Origin of the sequence: Pseudalkalibacillus sp. JSM 102089 (assembly GCF_041366475.1) — a bacterium.
GTDB lineage: Bacteria > Bacillota > Bacilli > Bacillales > Guptibacillaceae > Guptibacillus > Guptibacillus hwajinpoensis_B.
The window spans coordinates 84828-102754 of record NZ_JBEWYW010000008.1 but is presented as its reverse complement, the minus strand read 5'-3'; the positions used below and the strand labels follow the sequence as shown (position 1 = coordinate 102754).

General features: G+C 38.9%; 23 protein-coding genes. 20 read left to right on the top strand and 3 right to left on the bottom strand.

All coding sequences use genetic code 11. The features are described 5' to 3' along the window. The first annotated feature begins 200 nt into the window (after window positions 1-200). The 3 genes from ABVF21_RS16620 to ABVF21_RS16610 are packed head-to-tail and all read left to right on the top strand — an operon-like array spanning window position 201 to window position 1260. Window positions 201-761: a PadR family transcriptional regulator gene (locus ABVF21_RS16620; protein WP_194222013.1), complete on the top strand. Its 561-nt coding sequence runs from the start codon at window positions 201-203 to the stop codon at window positions 759-761. A gap of 1 nt (window position 762) precedes the next feature. Further along, entirely contained in the window at window positions 763-1077 is a 315-nt protein-coding gene (locus ABVF21_RS16615) for an iron-sulfur cluster biosynthesis family protein (RefSeq protein ID WP_371018619.1), read from the top strand. Between the two features lie 21 nt (window positions 1078-1098). Further along, a complete protein-coding gene (locus tag ABVF21_RS16610) occupies window positions 1099-1260 on the top strand; it encodes a hypothetical protein (protein ID WP_159782922.1) in 162 nt (53 codons plus the stop codon). 55 nt (window positions 1261-1315) lie between these two features. Here the strand turns inward: ABVF21_RS16610 and ABVF21_RS16605 are convergent, their stop codons facing one another. Further along, window positions 1316-2233, bottom strand: coding sequence for a hydroxymethylglutaryl-CoA lyase (locus ABVF21_RS16605; protein ID WP_303530852.1), 918 nt, complete (start codon window positions 2231-2233; stop codon window positions 1316-1318). 161 nt (window positions 2234-2394) lie between these two features. On the opposite strand from ABVF21_RS16605, the gene ABVF21_RS16600 reads away from it, so the two are divergent. From ABVF21_RS16600 to ABVF21_RS16590, 3 genes are read left to right on the top strand one after another with little or no spacing between them, the layout of a single operon-like run. After that, window positions 2395-3579, top strand: a complete 1185-nt coding sequence (locus ABVF21_RS16600) for an acetyl-CoA C-acetyltransferase (protein WP_303530855.1) — start codon at window positions 2395-2397, stop codon at window positions 3577-3579. A gap of 23 nt (window positions 3580-3602) precedes the next feature. Beyond that, window positions 3603-4289 carry a CoA transferase subunit A gene (locus tag ABVF21_RS16595; protein ID WP_371018618.1) on the top strand — a complete coding sequence of 229 codons (687 nt, stop codon included), beginning with the start codon at window positions 3603-3605 and terminating at the stop codon, window positions 4287-4289. Window positions 4290-4299: 10 nt separating this feature from the next. Continuing rightward, a complete protein-coding gene (locus ABVF21_RS16590; protein WP_303530859.1) occupies window positions 4300-4968 on the top strand; it encodes a CoA transferase subunit B in 669 nt (222 codons plus the stop codon). Window positions 4969-5021: 53 nt separating this feature from the next. Here ABVF21_RS16590 and ABVF21_RS16585 read toward each other — a convergent pair whose 3' ends face one another. Beyond that, entirely contained in the window at window positions 5022-5933 is a 912-nt protein-coding gene (locus ABVF21_RS16585) for an aldo/keto reductase (RefSeq protein WP_303530860.1), read from the bottom strand. A 136-nt stretch (window positions 5934-6069) separates the two neighbouring features. On the opposite strand from ABVF21_RS16585, the gene ABVF21_RS16580 reads away from it, so the two are divergent. Next, the gene (locus ABVF21_RS16580) at window positions 6070-6609 is read left to right on the top strand and encodes a cysteine hydrolase family protein (protein ID WP_303530861.1); all 540 of its coding nucleotides are present in this window, start codon (window positions 6070-6072) and stop codon (window positions 6607-6609) included. Between the two features lie 43 nt (window positions 6610-6652). Here ABVF21_RS16580 and mciZ read toward each other — a convergent pair whose 3' ends face one another. Then, window positions 6653-6811: a Z-ring formation inhibitor MciZ gene (gene mciZ / locus ABVF21_RS16575; RefSeq protein WP_194222006.1), complete on the bottom strand. Its 159-nt coding sequence runs from the start codon at window positions 6809-6811 to the stop codon at window positions 6653-6655. Window positions 6812-6931: 120 nt separating this feature from the next. Here mciZ and ABVF21_RS16570 point away from each other — a divergent pair, with 120 nt between their 5' ends. From ABVF21_RS16570 to sigF, 13 genes are all read left to right on the top strand, one after another. Beyond that, entirely contained in the window at window positions 6932-7471 is a 540-nt protein-coding gene (locus ABVF21_RS16570; RefSeq protein ID WP_371018617.1) for an NUDIX hydrolase, read from the top strand. A gap of 4 nt (window positions 7472-7475) precedes the next feature. Beyond that, window positions 7476-8639 carry an endonuclease Q family protein gene (locus tag ABVF21_RS16565; RefSeq protein ID WP_371018616.1) on the top strand — a complete coding sequence of 388 codons (1164 nt, stop codon included), beginning with the start codon at window positions 7476-7478 and terminating at the stop codon, window positions 8637-8639. A 72-nt stretch (window positions 8640-8711) separates the two neighbouring features. Next, a complete protein-coding gene (gene spoIIM, locus ABVF21_RS16560) occupies window positions 8712-9353 on the top strand; it encodes a stage II sporulation protein M (RefSeq protein WP_303530864.1) in 642 nt (213 codons plus the stop codon). Window positions 9354-9473: 120 nt separating this feature from the next. Continuing rightward, window positions 9474-9953: a Fur family transcriptional regulator gene (locus ABVF21_RS16555; RefSeq protein WP_194222003.1), complete on the top strand. Its 480-nt coding sequence runs from the start codon at window positions 9474-9476 to the stop codon at window positions 9951-9953. Between the two features lie 96 nt (window positions 9954-10049). Next, the gene (locus ABVF21_RS16550; RefSeq protein ID WP_371018615.1) at window positions 10050-10277 is read left to right on the top strand and encodes a YqzK family protein; all 228 of its coding nucleotides are present in this window, start codon (window positions 10050-10052) and stop codon (window positions 10275-10277) included. 12 nt (window positions 10278-10289) lie between these two features. Then, the gene (gene xerD, locus ABVF21_RS16545; protein ID WP_194222002.1) at window positions 10290-11180 is read left to right on the top strand and encodes a site-specific tyrosine recombinase XerD; all 891 of its coding nucleotides are present in this window, start codon (window positions 10290-10292) and stop codon (window positions 11178-11180) included. A gap of 142 nt (window positions 11181-11322) precedes the next feature. Next, window positions 11323-12501 carry a phosphopentomutase gene (gene deoB, locus ABVF21_RS16540; protein ID WP_371018614.1) on the top strand — a complete coding sequence of 393 codons (1179 nt, stop codon included), beginning with the start codon at window positions 11323-11325 and terminating at the stop codon, window positions 12499-12501. 21 nt (window positions 12502-12522) lie between these two features. After that, window positions 12523-13347, top strand: a complete 825-nt coding sequence (locus tag ABVF21_RS16535; protein ID WP_371018612.1) for a purine-nucleoside phosphorylase — start codon at window positions 12523-12525, stop codon at window positions 13345-13347. Window positions 13348-13369: 22 nt separating this feature from the next. Next, window positions 13370-14671, top strand: coding sequence for a pyrimidine-nucleoside phosphorylase (locus ABVF21_RS16530; protein ID WP_371018611.1), 1302 nt, complete (start codon window positions 13370-13372; stop codon window positions 14669-14671). Window positions 14672-14952: 281 nt separating this feature from the next. Then, window positions 14953-16131: a D-alanyl-D-alanine carboxypeptidase family protein gene (locus ABVF21_RS16525; protein ID WP_371018610.1), complete on the top strand. Its 1179-nt coding sequence runs from the start codon at window positions 14953-14955 to the stop codon at window positions 16129-16131. Window positions 16132-16231: 100 nt separating this feature from the next. After that, the gene (gene spoIIAA, locus ABVF21_RS16520) at window positions 16232-16582 is read left to right on the top strand and encodes an anti-sigma F factor antagonist (RefSeq protein WP_194221997.1); all 351 of its coding nucleotides are present in this window, start codon (window positions 16232-16234) and stop codon (window positions 16580-16582) included. After that, window positions 16582-17022 (top strand): anti-sigma F factor, encoded by a 441-nt coding sequence (gene spoIIAB, locus ABVF21_RS16515; protein WP_194221996.1) that lies wholly within the window; start codon window positions 16582-16584, stop codon window positions 17020-17022. Before spoIIAA ends, spoIIAB begins: the two co-directional genes overlap by 1 nt. A gap of 12 nt (window positions 17023-17034) precedes the next feature. Continuing rightward, window positions 17035-17790, top strand: coding sequence for an RNA polymerase sporulation sigma factor SigF (gene sigF / locus ABVF21_RS16510; protein ID WP_283154038.1), 756 nt, complete (start codon window positions 17035-17037; stop codon window positions 17788-17790). The last annotated feature ends 137 nt before the right edge of the window (window positions 17791-17927 follow it).

Sequence of the window (17927 nt, the reverse complement as noted above, 5' to 3'; positions counted from 1 at the left end):
TTTGATTTGTCTGGTATTGTATCAAATTTCATCTTAAGCAATGTATAAGCATATGATCGGCGGTGGTTTTTCTTATTATTTCTGATAAAATAAAATTCAAATTAATTGTCAAATGTGGATTTGCAAATTCAAATGTGCAAAGATATTGTAAAGACGTTTATAATGGAGAAGAAGCAAATTGCTGAAAAGGAAATGATGATATGGCTTTACGATATGCTCTTCTTGGATTACTCACAAAGAAACCATCAACCGGATATGAGCTAACACAACAATTTAGAGAAACGATGATCCATTTTTGGTCTGCGCATCATACACAAATTTATCGTGAACTTGGAAAGATGGAGAAAGAGAAGCTAGTAAGCTTTGAAATTGTTCCGCAGTTAGATCTTCCAGATAAAAAGATCTATTCTATTGAAGATAAAGGGTACCGTCTTCTCATTGAATGGCTTGCTCATCATACTGTAGACCCACCAAAAATGAAAAACGAACAATTGATGCGTGTTTCTTTATTTCATCTTATTCCAAAAGAAGAAGCGATCCAATTCCTAAAAGAGAGTAAAGAGCATCACCAAATGGTGCTTGATCATATGAACAGCTGGAAAGAAGAAAATGCAGTTGATCATAGAATAGAGAAAGATCGTCTGGGGGAATACCTTACGCTTGAATACGGTAGGCGTCAGATGAAAACCTGGATTGAGTGGTGTGACTGGGCTATTGAGTTTATAGACGTTATTATAGAAGATAGTGGAGAGGAGAGATAACATGAGAGTGACTTTCACAGATCAAGCGATCGAGAAATTAGAACGTGATTCTGAGGGTTATATGAAGTTACATTATGACATCGAAGATTGCGGGTGTGTAGTGAACGGTGTTACGCAATTAGTAAATGATTTCGCTCAGGGTGATTTTAATATGACGCTTGAGTCAAATTTCAGACCTGTATTGATTCAGAAACAATATAAAGTGTTTTTTGATAAAGAAATGAAAATTGATTTTCTTCCGAAACACCAGTGTTTTATGCTTAAAAGTGATAGTGAAATCATTAACCCGAGAATGCGATATATAAACAAAGGATAACGATTAGGGGGATTTACTAGAGTGACGTTTTTGATGTATTTTGTTATTTTTTTCGTAGTATTTATGGTCGTAAAGGGAGTTTTAAATTTATTTAAAGGTCAAAAGATGGATCGAATTACGGTTATCGGTGGACTAGTTCTAGCTCTAATCTATAGTATTATTTTAACTATAGTAAAAGGATAAAATAAGCACACGTCTGTGTGCTTATTTTATTTAGTTTACTATAATATTTATATGTCTATTTTATGGAAGCTTCCTTTTCTTTATTATATAACGTTCGATAAGGTGTTAGGATGGATCTTGATAGGTGAGGCTCAATCTCATCAATAGCTCTCATTAGTTTTTCAAGATCAATACCTGTTTTGATACCCATTCTCTCCAACATATAGACAACACTTTCTGTTGCAACGTTGCCTGTCGCTCCTTTGGCGAAAGGGCAGCCGCCAAGTCCGCCAGCTGACGTATCAAATCTTGAAATTCCAGCTTGGAGACATGCATAGATGTTAGCAAGTGCCATACCCCTTGTATCGTGGAAATGAGCTGTTAACAATGTTGACGGTAATTCTTTTACAAGTTGGCTAAAAAGGTTGTGTGATTCATCAGGAGTGGCCATTCCAATAGTATCTGCTACGCTCAATTCATCTACGCCTGCAACAACAAATTGCCGGCAAACGTCAACTGCATCATTTACTTTTATTTTTCCTTCATATGGACAATAGAAAGCAGTAGAAATGCATGCACGAACGAAATAACCTTCTGCTTTTAATTCTTTGACTAAAGGAATTAGCTCATTGAATAGATCCTTTGTCTCTTTATTGCTATTCTTTTGATTAAAGGAGTTACTTACACCAGCAAAAAGTGCGATCGCTTTCACGTTCGTTTCTTTAATTCTCTCGACCCCTTTACGGTTAGGGGCTAAGACGAAGTTTCTTGTATCGTCAAGGCAAGTACTTACTATTTCACTAGCATCTTTCATTTGGGGAACCCATTTAGGTGATACGAATGAGGTAATCTCCATTTCTTTCATTCCGGCTGTTTTTAAGGCTTTGATGAAACGGATTTTATCATTTGTTTTGATCTGATTTAGTTCATTTTGAAGGCCATCTCTTGGACCAACTTCAATGATTGTTGCATGTTGTGGTAGCAAAACATTCATCACCTTTCTTTGTAAGCGCTATCTTTAATTAAAACAAAGGATTGGAAGTCTTGCAAGATAATCGTTTGAATAATGGAAATTCTCGCTTGGAGGAAGGAGTTTTTTGAATTAAGTAAGAATTATGTAGAAGAGAGTCATAGATACATAAGGAGGAAATCGAAATGAGTCGAGATGTTGTAATTGTAAGCGCTATCAGAACGCCGGTAGGTTCATTTAATGGTTCACTAAAATCTATCTCTGCTACAGAACTTGGGGCGATGGTCATTAAAGGAGCGGTCGAAAAGGCTGGCTTATCGATAGATCAGGTGGAAGAAGTCATTATGGGAAACGTTCTTCAAGCGGGTCTTGGACAAAATCCTGCTCGTCAGGCAGCTATCAAAGCGGGAATTCCGGTTTCAACTCCAGCGATGACAATAAATAAAGTATGTGGTTCAGGATTGAAAACAGTTCATCTTGGAGCTCAATCTATTATGCTTGGCGATCAAGATATTGTCGTCGCCGGTGGGATGGAGAACATGAGTCAGGCCCCTTATTTATTAAACGGAGCGCGAGAAGGCTTGCGAATGGGTGACCAAAAGATGGTGGATACCATGATTCAAGATGGATTATGGTGCGCATTTAACGATTATCATATGGGTGTTACTGCTGAGAACCTGTGCGATCATTATCAGCTAACAAGAGAAGAAATGGATGAATTTGCTGCATGGAGTCAACAAAAAGCACAGGCTGCAATTGAAGAGGGGCGTTTTAAAGAAGAGATTCTCCCGGTTTCTATTCCGCAGCGAAAAGGTGATCCTCTTTTATTTGATACCGATGAATACGTTAAACCAGGAACGACGGCTAATAAACTTGCCAAGTTACGCCCAGCTTTTAAGAAAAACGGTGGGGTTACAGCAGGAAACGCTTCTGGTATTAACGATGGCGCAGCCGCTGTTGTTTTAATGAGTAAAGAAAAGGCTGATGAACTTGGAATAGAATACCTTGCTGTTATTCGCTCGAATGCAAGTGGAGGTGTAGATCCAAGCGTTATGGGGTTAGGTCCTGTTCCTGCTACGAAGAAAGCACTTGAACGTGCTGGACTTTCAATGAATCAAATGAATCTAGTGGAAGCAAATGAGGCTTTTGCTGCTCAATCTCTTGCCGTTGGAAGAGACCTTGATTTTAATGAAGAAATCTTGAACGTGAACGGTGGGGCGATCGCTCTTGGTCATCCGATTGGCGCAAGTGGTACTCGAATCTTAGTAACCCTACTACATGAAATGAAACGTAGAAATGAGCGGTTTGGTCTGGCTACGCTTTGCATTGGTGGAGGACAGGGCGTAGCAACAATCGTTGAACGAACTTAAAAAAGATATGGAGGTTTAAATAAATGAAGCCAGTACTTGATACGTTTGAAGAAGCCGTACAAGACATTAAAGATGGAGCAACGATTCTAGTTGGTGGGTTTGGCCTTGTCGGTATACCAGAAAATTTAATACTTGCATTAAAAGAGAAAGGAACAAAGGACTTAACAGTCATATCGAACAACTGTGGAGTTGATGACTGGGGCCTGGGATTGCTCCTAAAAAACAGACAAATAAAAAAAATGGTAGGTTCCTATGTTGGAGAAAATAAAGAATTTGAAAGACAGGTGTTATCCGGTGAATTAGAAGTTGAGCTCATTCCTCAAGGAACGCTAGCAGAGAGAATAAGGGCAGGCGGTGCCGGCATTCCAGCGTTCTATACTCCAGCTGGCGTGGGAACACCGATAGCGGAAGGGAAAGAAGTCAGAGTATTCAATGGTAAAGAGTACTTGCTTGAAGAAGCCATTCAGGCAGATTTCTCATTTGTTCGTGCGTGGAAAGGGGACATAATGGGGAACTTGGTCTATAACAAAACGGCACGTAATTTTAATCCTATGATTGCTGCAGCAGGTAAAGTGACCATAGCTGAGGTAGAGGAATTAGTAGGTGTAGGAGAGTTATCCCCTGATCAAATTCATACTCCAAGCATTTATATTCAAAAGGTTATTGTGGGTGAGCAGGAAAAGAAGATTGAGCGATTAACAACGCGATAGGAGGATCATAATGGTGAAAGTAGATAAAGCAGCAGTTCGTGAAAAGATTGCAAGACGTGCTGAAAAAGAAATTCTGGATGGTTATTATGTGAATCTAGGAATTGGAATGCCTACGATGGTAGCTAACTATATACCAGAAGGCAAAAAAATAGTGCTTCAATCGGAAAATGGCCTTCTTGGAATCGGACCTTATCCAACTGAAGGTGAAGTTGATCCTGATCTTATTAACGCCGGGAAAGAAACAGTTACAGCGATGCAAGGAGCATCCTATTTTGATAGTGCAGAGTCTTTTGCGATGATTCGTGGAGGACATATTGATGTTGCGATACTAGGCGGAATGGAAGTCTCAAAAGATGGTGACCTCGCTAATTGGATGATACCTGGAAAGATGATTAAAGGTATGGGTGGGGCCATGGATCTTGTGCATGGAGCGAAAAGGATTGTTGTCATTATGGATCACGTGAACAAAAACGGAGATCCGAAAATTTTAAATGCTTGTACCCTCCCCCTAACAGGTCAAGGCGTTGTTAATCGAATCATTACGGATCGGGCTGTTTTTGACATAACCGATGAAGGGCTTGTGTTAAAAGAAGTTGCCATTGGCTATAGCATTGAGCAGATTCAAGCTTCAACAGAACCGGACATTATTATTAGCAATCCAATATTAGATGCCTTTTAATTTATGAAAATAGAAGGAAAGAGCGCAGTCAGTAGACTGCGCTCTTTTTTTAATTACCGATGCTTATCGTACACATTCATTTTTGAAACGTCACGTATTTTCTGAACTTCATCAGGTGTTAAGTCTGGAGCATTTTGTGCTGTAATATTTGCGAGAAGTTGTTCACTGCGACTAGCTCCAGGAATTACTGTAGCTACAGCGGGATGAGCAAGAGCATATTTTAGTGACGTTTGAGTTAAATTGCGCTTATCCCCTTTTATTTCAGAAAGTTGCTTAACAGTTTCAAGAACGTCGAATTTAGAATGGTCGAGAAATCCGTCTTCTTTTACTTTTTCCTCATATCGATCAGTTAACATGCCTTTAGCAAGCGGTCCTCTAGCAATGACACTGATGTTGTTTTCATGCAAATAATCTAGAATTTCTTCTTCGGGTCTACGATCAAGAATGCTGTATTGCATCATAACTGATGCGATAGAAGATTTTTTTACAAACTCTCGGATGACATTTGGGCGTATACTTGAAATACCATATTCGATAATTAATCCTTCTTGTTTTAATTCTTCAAAAGCTTCAATGGTTTCATCGAATGGATCCTCGATTGTACCACCGTGAAGCTGAAAGAGATCAATGTGATCTGTTTTCAATCGTTTTAAGCTAGCTTTTAGTGCTGATTTAATATGTTTTTTTGATGGATCCCAGTACCAGCCTTCTTTTCCTTCTTCCCAGTGGTTCCCTGCTTTCGTAGCAAGTACGACTGAATTCCGTCGATCACGTAGGGCTTCTCCTACTATTTCTTCATTTAGACCGAAGTCATACAAATCAGCTGTATCAATAAATGTAACACCGTTATCAATAGCCTTATGAATAAGCGAAATACCTTTCTCTCGATCAGTGCCAAGTGACATAGTACCTAATCCAATTTCGCTAACGTTCAGTTTTGAGCTTCCGAGTTGATTGGTTTTCATTGCATTCCATACCTCCCATTTTTAACCTGTATTAAGTGTATCGTGATAGGAGGATTCATGCCAATCATATGCTGATTTCGATGTCTTGTTACCTGATAACACACCTGCTATAGTAAACATAATGGGAGGCGGTATAATGGCAACAGAAGCGCTTTTAATTATTGATATGAGCAATGATTTTGTTCATGATGAGGGAGGACTTACTTCTGGCAAGAAGGGACAAGAGATTGTTCCTAGTATTATTTCACTTGCCACAACGTTTATTGAGGAAGGCAAGGAAGTTGTGATTTGTATGGATGAGCATGAAGAAGAGGATGATCACTTTAATATCTGGCCCGTACATAATGTAAGAGGAACGTGGGGACAGAAGTTATATGGTGAATTACAGCAGTGGTATGAATCCAATAAGGAGCTTCCGAATGTCACGTTTGTTCCCAAGCCAGAATATGATGCATTTTATGGAACGAATCTGGAAGAAATACTTAAATCACGTCGTGTGGAAACTGTTCATCTTGCAGGAGTATGTACAGATATTTGCGATTTTCTAACTGCTTATGGTGCTTATGCAAGAGGATTTAGAACAGTTGCGCATTCATCCTGTATGGCAACGTTTACCGAGCATCATAACGTATTCCTTGAGCAAATGAATAATATTTTCAAAACGGAGATTCGTTAAACAAGAAACGCTGCCATTAATGGCAGCGTTTCTTGTTGTTTTCTTATTGTATTAACCTTAGGTGTGCTTTAGTTCGAACAGCAGGAGCCTGAATCCATTCTTCAATCGTTTCATAATGATTCATATAATGTCTAATCATTAATTGAATCTGCTTTGGTTTTCCTACCATTGTGACACCGTTTGGCTGAATATAGACTTTCATAAACAGAACCTCCTAAATAGTTCGATACATTAATGGTTTTAGTCTTTTCCCTATTATCTGTCTCATGTGATAGACTTTATGTATCGATTTGAATTTTTAGAACCAGGAGATGATGAACGAATGGACCATTTATATGAAAAGACCTTGCATTCAGAAACGATTTACGAAGGTCGAATTATAGACTTACGGGTGGAAGATGTTGAGTTACCAAATGGGAAACAAAGTAAGCGTGAATTAATTGATCATCCTGGTGCTGTTGCGGTTATTGCAGAGACGCCCGATCATAAAATTTTAGCCGTAAGACAATATCGTAAAGCCCTTGATAAAGCTATCGTGGAAATCCCAGCTGGGAAACTTGAACCAGGGGAGAAACCTGAAATTACAGCAGTTCGTGAATTAGAAGAAGAGACAGGATATACGTGTGACTCACTTGAAAAAGTGATCTCATTTTACACATCACCTGGTTTCGCAAATGAACTTGTTCATTTATACGTAGCAAAGGGATTAGAGAAAAAAGGAGAACAATCGGCTGATGAAGATGAGTTTCTTGATGTTCTTCATTTAACAATAGAAGAAATGGAAAAGATGATAGAAAGCCAGGAAATTCATGATGCTAAAACCGCTTATGCTCTCATGTATTTACAATTGAAATTGAAGTGATCCCATGAAACCATATTATGCAGATTTTCATATTCATATCGGGAGAACTAGAACGAACAAACCTGTTAAGATAACTGGTTCAAAAACGTTAACATTATCTCATATCCTTAATGAAGCTAGTGCAAGAAAAGGGCTTGATATGGTTGGCGTGATCGATTGTCACGTTCCTGAAGTTATGAAAGAGATAGAAGATTATTTGGAGAAGGGTGAATGTTATGAATTGAGTGAGGGTGGAATTCGGTTTGAATCTCTCACTCTCATTTTAGGTACAGAAATCGAAATCTATGATGAGAATTGTCAGGGTCCTATTCATGTACTAGTTTATTTGCCTGATTTAACAAAAATGAAACATTTTTCAGATTGGCTAAGAGCTAGAATGACAAATATTACTCTAAGTTCTCAACGCATATATGAAAGAGCGGAGGTCATTCAAGAAAAGGCAAAAGAGCTTGATGGTTTATTTATACCTGCCCATATATTCACACCATTTAAGAGCCTATTTGGAAAGGGAGTCCATCAGTCAATAAGCGAAGTTTTTGACCTAAACAATATTGATGGAATTGAATTAGGTCTTTCTTCTAACACACAGATGGCAGACCAAATTGAAGAACTTCATCGTTACCCATTTTTGACGAATTCAGACGCACATTCCACACAAAAAATAGCTCGAGAATATCAATGCTTATATTTAAAACAACCCACATTTCTTGAGTGGAAAAAGGCATTACAAGGCAAATATGACCGAAAAATTGCAGCGAATTTTGGATTGGACCCCAAATTAGGTAAATATTATGAGGCGATATGCTCTAAATGTAATTCTCCAGTTAGTCAGTTGGTTTGCGATTCATGCGGAAGTAAGAAGATTGTAAAAGGGGTGGCGAATCGAATTCAAGAATTGAGTTCAGCGTCGAAGTGCCCTGTTCGTCCCCCATATGTACATCACGTTCCTCTAGACTTTCTACCAGGGGTTGGGCCAAAAACTTTCGAGCGTCTATTAGATTCTTTTAGTACGGAGATGAATATTCTTCACCGGGTGACTGAGAGTGATCTGACCGGCGTTGTAGGAGAGTCACTCGCTCATATGATCGTCCTTTCAAGGAGTGGGCAGCTTACGTTAGAACAAGGTGGGGGTGGAACATACGGTAAAGTTGTAAACCAAAAGAGATAATCTATCGATCAGTCATACGTTCAAAATCCATTTCATAGACTTTACCAAAGGTCGTATGAAGGAGGAAATCGTATGAATCGTAGCCGACATCTGAAGCAAATGATATCAACTCATCTATCAGATCATTTATCTCTCTACACATTTATTGCCGTATTGTTCCTCATGGGCATTGTATTCGGAGCCGTTATAGTCAATAGTCTAAGCTTCACTCAAAAAGAAGATCTTGCTGTATACTTGGGGCGTTTTTTTGGACAGGTATCAGATGGACAGTTCGCAACATCATCTGAAATGTTTCATCAAAGCTTAACTCATTATGCCAAATATATTGGTTTGATGTGGCTTCTAGGACTTACGATAATTGGTCTTCCAATTGTACTAATTATGCTCTTTCTAAAAGGGATAGTTGTTGGTTTTACAGTAGGTTTTCTTGTGAATCAAATGAGCTGGAAAGGCTTCTTATTGGCATTTGTTTCAGTCTTTCCACAGAATATTATAGCTGTGCCCGCGATGGTAATCGTTGCAACGGCTTCTCTAACTTTTTCGATTCGACTGATGAGGCAATTATTTATGAAACGCAGAATAGAACCGATTCTTCCTCCATTCTTAAGGTTTTCAGGGCTAGTTATATGTGCGCTAAGTTTTCTCTGTCTAGCAGCATGGTTTGAAGCTTATTTATCACCAGGATTGATAAAGGCCGTAGTGGAAATGAAGTAAATTATATTCATTATCAAATTAAAATCATTACAACATTAGGTTGATAATGATTTTAATTTGACACCGATTTCCCTACTGCTTATAATGAAAATGGCATCGATCGAGGGAGGGAAATGGGACATGGAAAGCAGAATCGATCGAATTAAGAAACATCTTCATTCTCAAAGCTATAAGTTAACACCCCAGCGAGAAGCAACCGTGCGTGTACTTCTTGAGAACGAAGAAGACCATTTAAGCGCTGAAGATGTGTATCTTTTAGTAAAAGAAAAATCTCCTGAAATTGGATTAGCAACTGTATATCGAACGCTTGAGTTATTAGCTGAATTGAAAATCGTTGATAAAATTAATTTTGGTGACGGTGTTTCAAGGTTTGACCTCAGGCAAGAAGGCGCTGCTCATTTTCACCATCACTTGGTTTGTATTGAGTGTGGCGCAGTAGATGAAATACAAGATGATTTACTTGGTGATGTAGAAAAGGTAGTTGAGAATGATTGGAACTTTAAAATTAAAGATCATCGCCTTACATTTCATGGGATCTGTCACCGTTGTCAAGGACAGGAAGATAAAGAACAGCCGGAGCAAGCCGTTAATCATTCATAATTGTAATAGAAGACATTTAAGAACCTGTATCTCCTAACGATGTATAAAATTCTCTATCCCTGGCATATCTTTTACTAGAGATGGAGGTGCGTTAGTTTGAGAAGGGGTTTATTGCTTGTTTTAGATACAATGAAAGTTTTCTTACTGTTCACAGGTTGTACATTACTGTTTTACTTTGGCATTCTCTGGGTAAATCAAGAGTACCAGAATTATCATCGGTATGATGTGCCACAAGGAAAAGCAGTGAAAGTCGTTCAAATGGAATCGGGTATTCAACACACTTTCCTTGAAAGGCTCAATTTGTTTTACCAGACAGGTGAATAAGGAGCGTTTACAATGGAAGATCAGGTACAGGATTTTTTGCACTATTTGATAGTTGAGCGGAGCCTGTCCAAAAATACTCTCGATGCATACAGGCGAGATCTCGCTCAATATCTAAAACATATAAAAGAAAATGAGAACATTTCCACTTTGGATGAAGTGCGACGTGTGCATATTGTTAATTATCTCTATACGCTAAGAGACAGTGGAAAAGCATCTACTACAATTGCTCGAAACATTGCTTCTATTCGTGCCTTTCATCAATTTTTACTTAGAGAAAAGGCAGTGGATCAAGATCCCTCTGTACATATTGAAACACCAAAAACAGAGCGGAAACTACCTAAGATTTTGTCAACAACTGAAGTAGAGCAACTGCTAGAGGCACCTGATTATTCGACTCCTTTTGGTAAACGCGATCGCGCAATGCTAGAAGTATTGTATGCAACAGGTTTACGTGTGAGTGAACTCATTGATTTGAAAATGGAAGATGTTCATTTAACTATGGGTTTCATTCGAACGATTGGTAAGGGGAATAAAGAACGAATTGTGCCTCTAGGTAAGATGGCAAGAGATGCCTTAACCATTTATTTGGATGAAGGTAGAGGGCAATTAATGAAAAAGAATAAAAACGAAATGCTTTTCTTGAATCATCGTGGTGAAAGCCTATCGAGACAAGGTTTCTGGAAAATTCTTAAAAAGCTTGCATTGAAAGCTAACATTGTAAAACCTCTTACTCCACATACACTTAGACATTCATTTGCAACCCATTTACTTGAAAATGGAGCGGACCTTAGAGCAGTACAGGAGCTACTCGGACATGCAGATATTTCAACAACACAGATCTATACACATGTAACTAAAGCGAGATTGAAGGATATTTATTCAACTTACCATCCAAGGGCCTAATAGGAGGCTTTCTCCAGAAAGAGATCTGGTCATTGGCCAGATTTTTTCTTTTTTCTGCTTTCGTAAACGCATTCATGCGTGAGTTTTTTTGTTTTTGAGGGGAATAGTAACAATAGATAGACATTGAATGAGGAGGATCATAATGACAAAACGATTTAAGAGAGTATTTTTGGTTGTAATGGACTCGGTGGGCATTGGTGAGGCTCCGGATGCTGATCAATTTGACGACCTGGGCGCAGATACTCTAGGTCATATCGCAGATCATATGAATGGTTTGAAGATGCCGAATATGGAGAAGCTGGGTCTTGGCAACATTCGCGAACTTAATGGGATTAGTAAAGCAGTTAAACCAATGGCTCATTATACAAAAATGATGGAAGCTTCGAATGGGAAAGACACGATGACTGGACATTGGGAAATTATGGGCCTTCATATAGAGCAGCCTTTTAGAACCTTCCCTAATGGATTTCCTGACGATCTCATCTCCGAGCTTGAAAGTAGAACAGGAAGAAAAATCATTGGAAATAAACCTGCTTCAGGGACAGAAATTCTTGTAGAACTTGGTGAGGAGCATATGAAAACCGGCGCACTTATTGTCTATACTTCTGCAGATTCTGTTCTTCAAATTGCAGCCCATGAAGATGTTGTTCCATTGGATGAGCTTTATCACATTTGTGAGATTGCAAGAGAAATGACAAAAGCAGAAGAATATATGGTTGGTCGAGTAATTGCAAGACCTTTTGAAGGTAAAGCTGGTAATTTTAAACGTACTTCTAATCGTCACGATTATGCGCTAAAACCTTTTGGTCATACAGTTATGAATGAATTAAAGGATAATGAGAAAGACGTTATTGCAATCGGAAAGATTTCAGATATTTATGACGAAGAAGGTGTAACAAAGTCTCTTCGTACGAAATCAAATATGGACGGCATGGATAAGTTGCTTGAAACTCAACAAATGCAATTTGAAGGAATCAGCTTCCTAAACCTCGTCGACTTTGATGCATTATATGGGCATAGAAGAGACCCGCAAGGTTATGGTGAAGCGCTAGAAGAGTATGACGAGAGATTAACAGAAGTTCTCGATCGAATGGAAGAAGATGATTTGTTATTGATCACAGCTGATCATGGGAATGATCCAATTCACCATGGAACAGATCATACACGTGAATATGTTCCATTACTTGCCTACCATAAAGGGATAAAAGAAGCAGTAGATCTCGGTATTCGTGACACATTTGCTGATATTGGAGCAACAATTGCGGATAATTTTGATGTAACGTTACCAAAACACGGGACAAGCTTTCTTAAAAAGCTTTAAGAATCAAGAGGAGGAACGAAAATGACAATTAAACAAGAAATTCAAGATGCATCATCCTATATACAAAGTCAAGTTGGAAAGTTTCGTCCAGAAATCGGGCTGATCTTAGGTTCTGGTCTTGGTGTACTGGCTGAAGAAATTGAAAACCCAATTCAAATCCCCTATAGTGACATTCCGAATTTTCCCGTCTCAACAGTAGAAGGGCACGCTGGACAATTTGTATTCGGAACGTTAAATGGAAAAGCAGTAGCAGCCATGCAGGGGCGTTTTCACTTTTATGAAGGTTATTCAATGGATAAAGTAACATTCCCCGTTCGAGTGATGAAAGAACTTGGGATTCTAAAAGTCATTGTAACGAATGCTGCAGGTGGTATAAATGAAGAGTTCCAACCTGGAGATTTAATGGTTATTGCTGATCACATTAATAACTTTGGAACAAATCCATTAATTGGACCAAATAGCAATGAGTTTGGACCACGTTTCCCGGATATGTCTACCGCTTATTCAATGGATCTTCAACATTTAGCACAAGATACGGCAACAGAACTTGGAATGAAACTACAATCTGGAGTATATGTCGGAAATACCGGACCAACTTATGAAACCCCAGCAGAGGTTCGCATGCTGCGTACATTGGGTGGCGATGCAGTAGGTATGTCAACTGTACCAGAAGTTATCATTGCAAGACATGCGGGCATGGATGTACTTGGTATATCTTGTATTTCAAATATGGCTGCCGGAATTCTGGATCAACCACTTCACCATGACGAAGTGATTGAAACAACAGAGAAGGTAAAGGCAAACTTCCTTCTTTTGGTTAAAACAATTGTAAGTAAAATGGGTTAATGTAGAAGGGAGAGCTATTCGAATGAGAATGGTTGATGTTATTCAAAAAAAACGTAATGGAAATGAATTAACAAAAGAAGAAATTAATTTCTTTATTGAAGGATATACAAAGGGGGACATCCCTGATTATCAGGCGTCAGCTTTAATGATGGCGATTTATTTTAATGGGATGAAGTCAAATGAAACGGCTATGCTTACCCAAGCAATGGTAGAGTCTGGAGAAACAATCGATCTATCTGCTATAAAGGGTCGTAAAGTGGACAAGCATTCAACTGGAGGAGTAGGTGATAAGACAACCTTTATCGTTGGTCCATTGGTTGCTTCTGTAGGTGTACCAGTTGCAAAAATGTCTGGTCGAGGTTTAGGTCATACCGGTGGAACTTTAGATAAGCTGGAGTCCATTAAAGGTTTCCACATTGAGATGACCAAAGAAGAATTTGTAAATAATGTGAACACACATAAACTTTCTGTAGCTGGTCAGACAGGGAACCTCGCTCCTGCAGATAAAAAATTATACGCGCTTCGTGATGTAACAGCTACTGTGGATTCCATTCCGCTGATCGCCGGATCAATCATGAGTAAAAAGCTTGCTTCTGGAGCAGATGGTATTGTTCTTGATGTCAAAACCGGATCCGGTGCTTTCATGAAGAAGCTTGAAGACTCAGAAGCTCTTGCTAAAGAAATGGTTAACATCGGAAACAACCTTGGACGAAACACTGTGGCAGTTATTAGTGATATGAGTCAGCCGCTTGGTTTTGAAGTAGGAAATGCAAATGAAGTTCGAGAAGCTTGTCAGGTTCTTCAAGGAGAAAATATCGAGGATCTACGCCTACTTTCTCTAGAACTTGCTTCACATATGACAGTGATAGCTGGTGCTTTCGATGACTTTGAGACGGCGTATAAAACACTTGAAGAGAATCTTCAAAATGGAAAAGCGTTTGAATCATTTAGAACGCTCGTTCAAGCTCAAGGTGGGGATGTATCCGTCATTGATGATCTTTCTAAACTTCCACAGGCAAAGCATGATATTGAAGTTTCGGCACAGCAAGATGGGTATGTAACAGAAATTGATGCTGAATCTGTTGGTGTTGCTGCTATGTATCTTGGTGCAGGAAGAGCGACAAAAGACGATCAAATTAATCACGGCGTTGGGATTACTCTGAAGAAAAAAGTCGGCGATAAAGTGGAGAAAGGCGAAGCGCTAGTTGTTCTTCACAGTGATGAAGAAGACGTTCAGAACTCAATCGATAAAATTAATGAAGCGTACACTCTTTCTAAACAAGCTGCTGAAAAGCCACAGCTGATTTATAAGGTTATTAACTAATTAATATAAGGTAGTATCTTGAGAAGTCTCTTTTGGGGGGCTTCTTTTTTTGTGTTTAGCTAAGTTAGCTTATCCTGTTGGTTCTCGATTTTTAGTTTATTCGAGTGACATCATCATCTCAGAGCGTAATTAAGGCAATAATCTACTATTTCATTAACATGCTATAAATCCGTGAAAAGATTTAAGGAGAGTGAATGCGATTATCAATAGAGGATATAGAATTCGTATATTTTTCCAAGATGTTGGAAATCCTTGTAATACTAAGAATGGAGGGATCACCAATGAAAGTTGTTGCAACAGCGCTCGCCTTCTTGCTGGGAGTAACTCTTATTGTTCCTTCTTTTGCGCATGCAGAAGAAGCAAAGCTAAAAATCGCAGAGAATTCTTCTTCCGCTATTTTGATTGAGCGAGATACAGGTGAAGTATTGTTTGAAAAAGATAGTGATAAAAAGCTTCCTCCTGCAAGTATGACTAAAATCATGACAATGATCTTAATTATGGAAGCGATTGAAAGTGGAAAAGTAAGCCTCGATCAGAAAATTAGAGCAAGTGAATATGCTGCTTCGATGGGTGGTTCGCAGATTTTTCTTGAGGCAGGGGAAGAAATGACAGTTAACGATATGTTAAAAGGTATCGCGATTGCTTCCGGTAATGATGCTTCGGTAGCAATGGCTGAAGCGATCGCTGGTTCGGAAGAAGAATTTGTTAATTCGATGAATGCAAAGGCAAAATCAATGGGGCTTCAAAACACTCATTTTGTAAACCCTACTGGATTACCTGCGGAGGGTCATTATTCCACTGCAAATGATATGGCCCTTATGGCTAAAGAGCTTCTTAAATATGAATTGATTACAAAATATACTGGATTATACGAAGACTACCTAAGGCAGGATACAGATAAGAAATTTTGGCTCGTTAACACTAATAAGCTTGTTAAATTTTATCCTGGTGTAGATGGATTGAAGACAGGATTTACAAGTGAAGCAAAGTATTGTCTTACGGCAACGGCGAAAAGAGATGACATGCGAGTGGTGGCTGTTGTAATGGGGGCTCCATCTCCAAAAGTACGTAATGCGGATATTACAAAACTGTTTGATTATGCATTTTCTCAATATAAAACACATAAATTATTTGATCGAAACAACATCGTGAAAGAAGTGAAGGTAAATAAAGGAGATCAACCTACCATGTCTGTTGTAACATCTGAGCGAGTTTCCGTTCTTCTTAAGAAAGGGCAAGAAAACGGTGAAATTACAACAAGCATCAAAGTCAATAAGAATATAGAAACACCTGTTAAGAAAGGGGAAGAGGTAGGTGAGTTGTCTGTGAAAATAGATGGTCACGTGACAGCTACTTCTCCTGTTATTGCAGACAAAGACATTCAAAAAGCTTCCTGGTGGCAGCTGATGAAACGGACAGCTGCGCAGTTCGCCAAAGCACCTACTCAAACTGTCAAGTGATCACCTCTTTCATCGAAATCTCACTAGTTTTGTCATGAAGAAGGAATTAACCCTGTAAAGAGAGAAAAAACTCACAAGCAAACATGAGGAGGAATGTGACGTGAGTCTTTCGATCAATCTTGAAGTGCGCCATCCCGTTCTTTTGATTCGTCTTGATGGAGAGTTGGATCATCATACATCAGAAGAACTAAGAGACAGGGTAGATTCGATTATTGAAGAGCGTAAAATTGAACATATTGTGCTAAGTCTAGACGGTCTTTCATTCATGGATAGTTCAGGTCTCGGTGTTATTCTAGGGCGGTACAATAAAGTGAAGAGTTTTGGAGGAGAAATGGTCGTATGTTCAATCTCTCCACCTGTTAAGAGATTGTTTGAAATGTCAGGTCTCTTTAAAATTGTGAGGCTTGAGGCTGATGAGCAGCATGCCCTCGCTACTTTGGGGGTGGCATAATGAGAAATCGTATGGATATCGAGTTCTCTGCGCTCAGTCAAAATGAATCATTTGCTCGTGTGACTGTAGCAGCTTTTATTGCGCAGCTCGACCCTACTGTTGATGAACTTACTGAAATCAAGACAGTTGTATCAGAAGCTGTTACAAATGCCATTATTCATGGTTATGAGCAAAATTCTGAAGAGAAGGTTTACATTTCAGTCGAGTTAAATGACGACACGGTCAATTTAACAATTCGTGACCACGGAATCGGAATTCTTGACCTTGAGGAAGCAAGACAACCTTTGTTTACAACAAAGCCTGAATTAGAGCGATCAGGGATGGGCTTTACAATTATGGAGAATTTTATGGATGAGGTCAAAGTGGAGTCTGCAAGTGGCCAGGGTACGACCATTCACTTAATGAAGTATCTATCAAAAAATAAAGCGCTATGTAATTAAGGGGACCTGCATATGGACGTGGAGGTTAGAAAAGGGAAGCAGTCGCAACTGAAGCCTGATGAAGTGAAGGAATTGATTAAACAAAGCCAGAATGGGGACCAGGGAGCAAGAGACCTTATTGTTCAAAAGAATATGCGTCTCGTTTGGTCCGTTGTGCAACGATTTCTAAATCGAGGGTATGAAGCGGATGACCTGTTCCAGATCGGTTGTATTGGTTTGTTAAAATCCGTGGATAAGTTCGATCTAAGTTACGATGTGAAATTCTCCACCTATGCGGTACCAATGATTATTGGGGAAATTCAGCGCTTCATTAGAGATGATGGAACAGTGAAAGTGAGTCGATCCCTTAAAGAAACTGGAAATAAAGTTAGGAAAGCGAAGGATGAGTTATCGAAAACGCTCGGCAGAACGCCTACAATTAATGAAATTGCAGAACGAATAGAAGTTACGCCGGAAGAAGTTGTAATGGCACAAGAAGCTGTAAGGGCACCAACTTCTATTCATGAAACGGTTTATGAAAATGATGGAGATCCCATTACTTTACTCGACCAAATTGCCGATCATACAGATAGTGCTTGGTTTGATAAATTAGCCCTTAAGGAAGCATTGCAGTATCTTGATAATCGTGAGAGATTAATCGTTTATTTAAGGTATTATAAAGATCAAACTCAGTCTGAAGTGGCAGAAAGACTTGGGATTTCTCAAGTTCAAGTATCGAGACTGGAAAAGAAAATATTAAAACAAATTAAAGAACAGATGAGCAAATAGCTCATTCTGTTCTTTTTTTGTGTGCAATGGCTTTTTTTACCTGAATAAAAATCGAGCTATCACTAAGATTAATAAATGGACGATATAAAAAGGTCCCACACTTCTAGGGAATTAATGGTACTTAGGTTGCTAAAGAA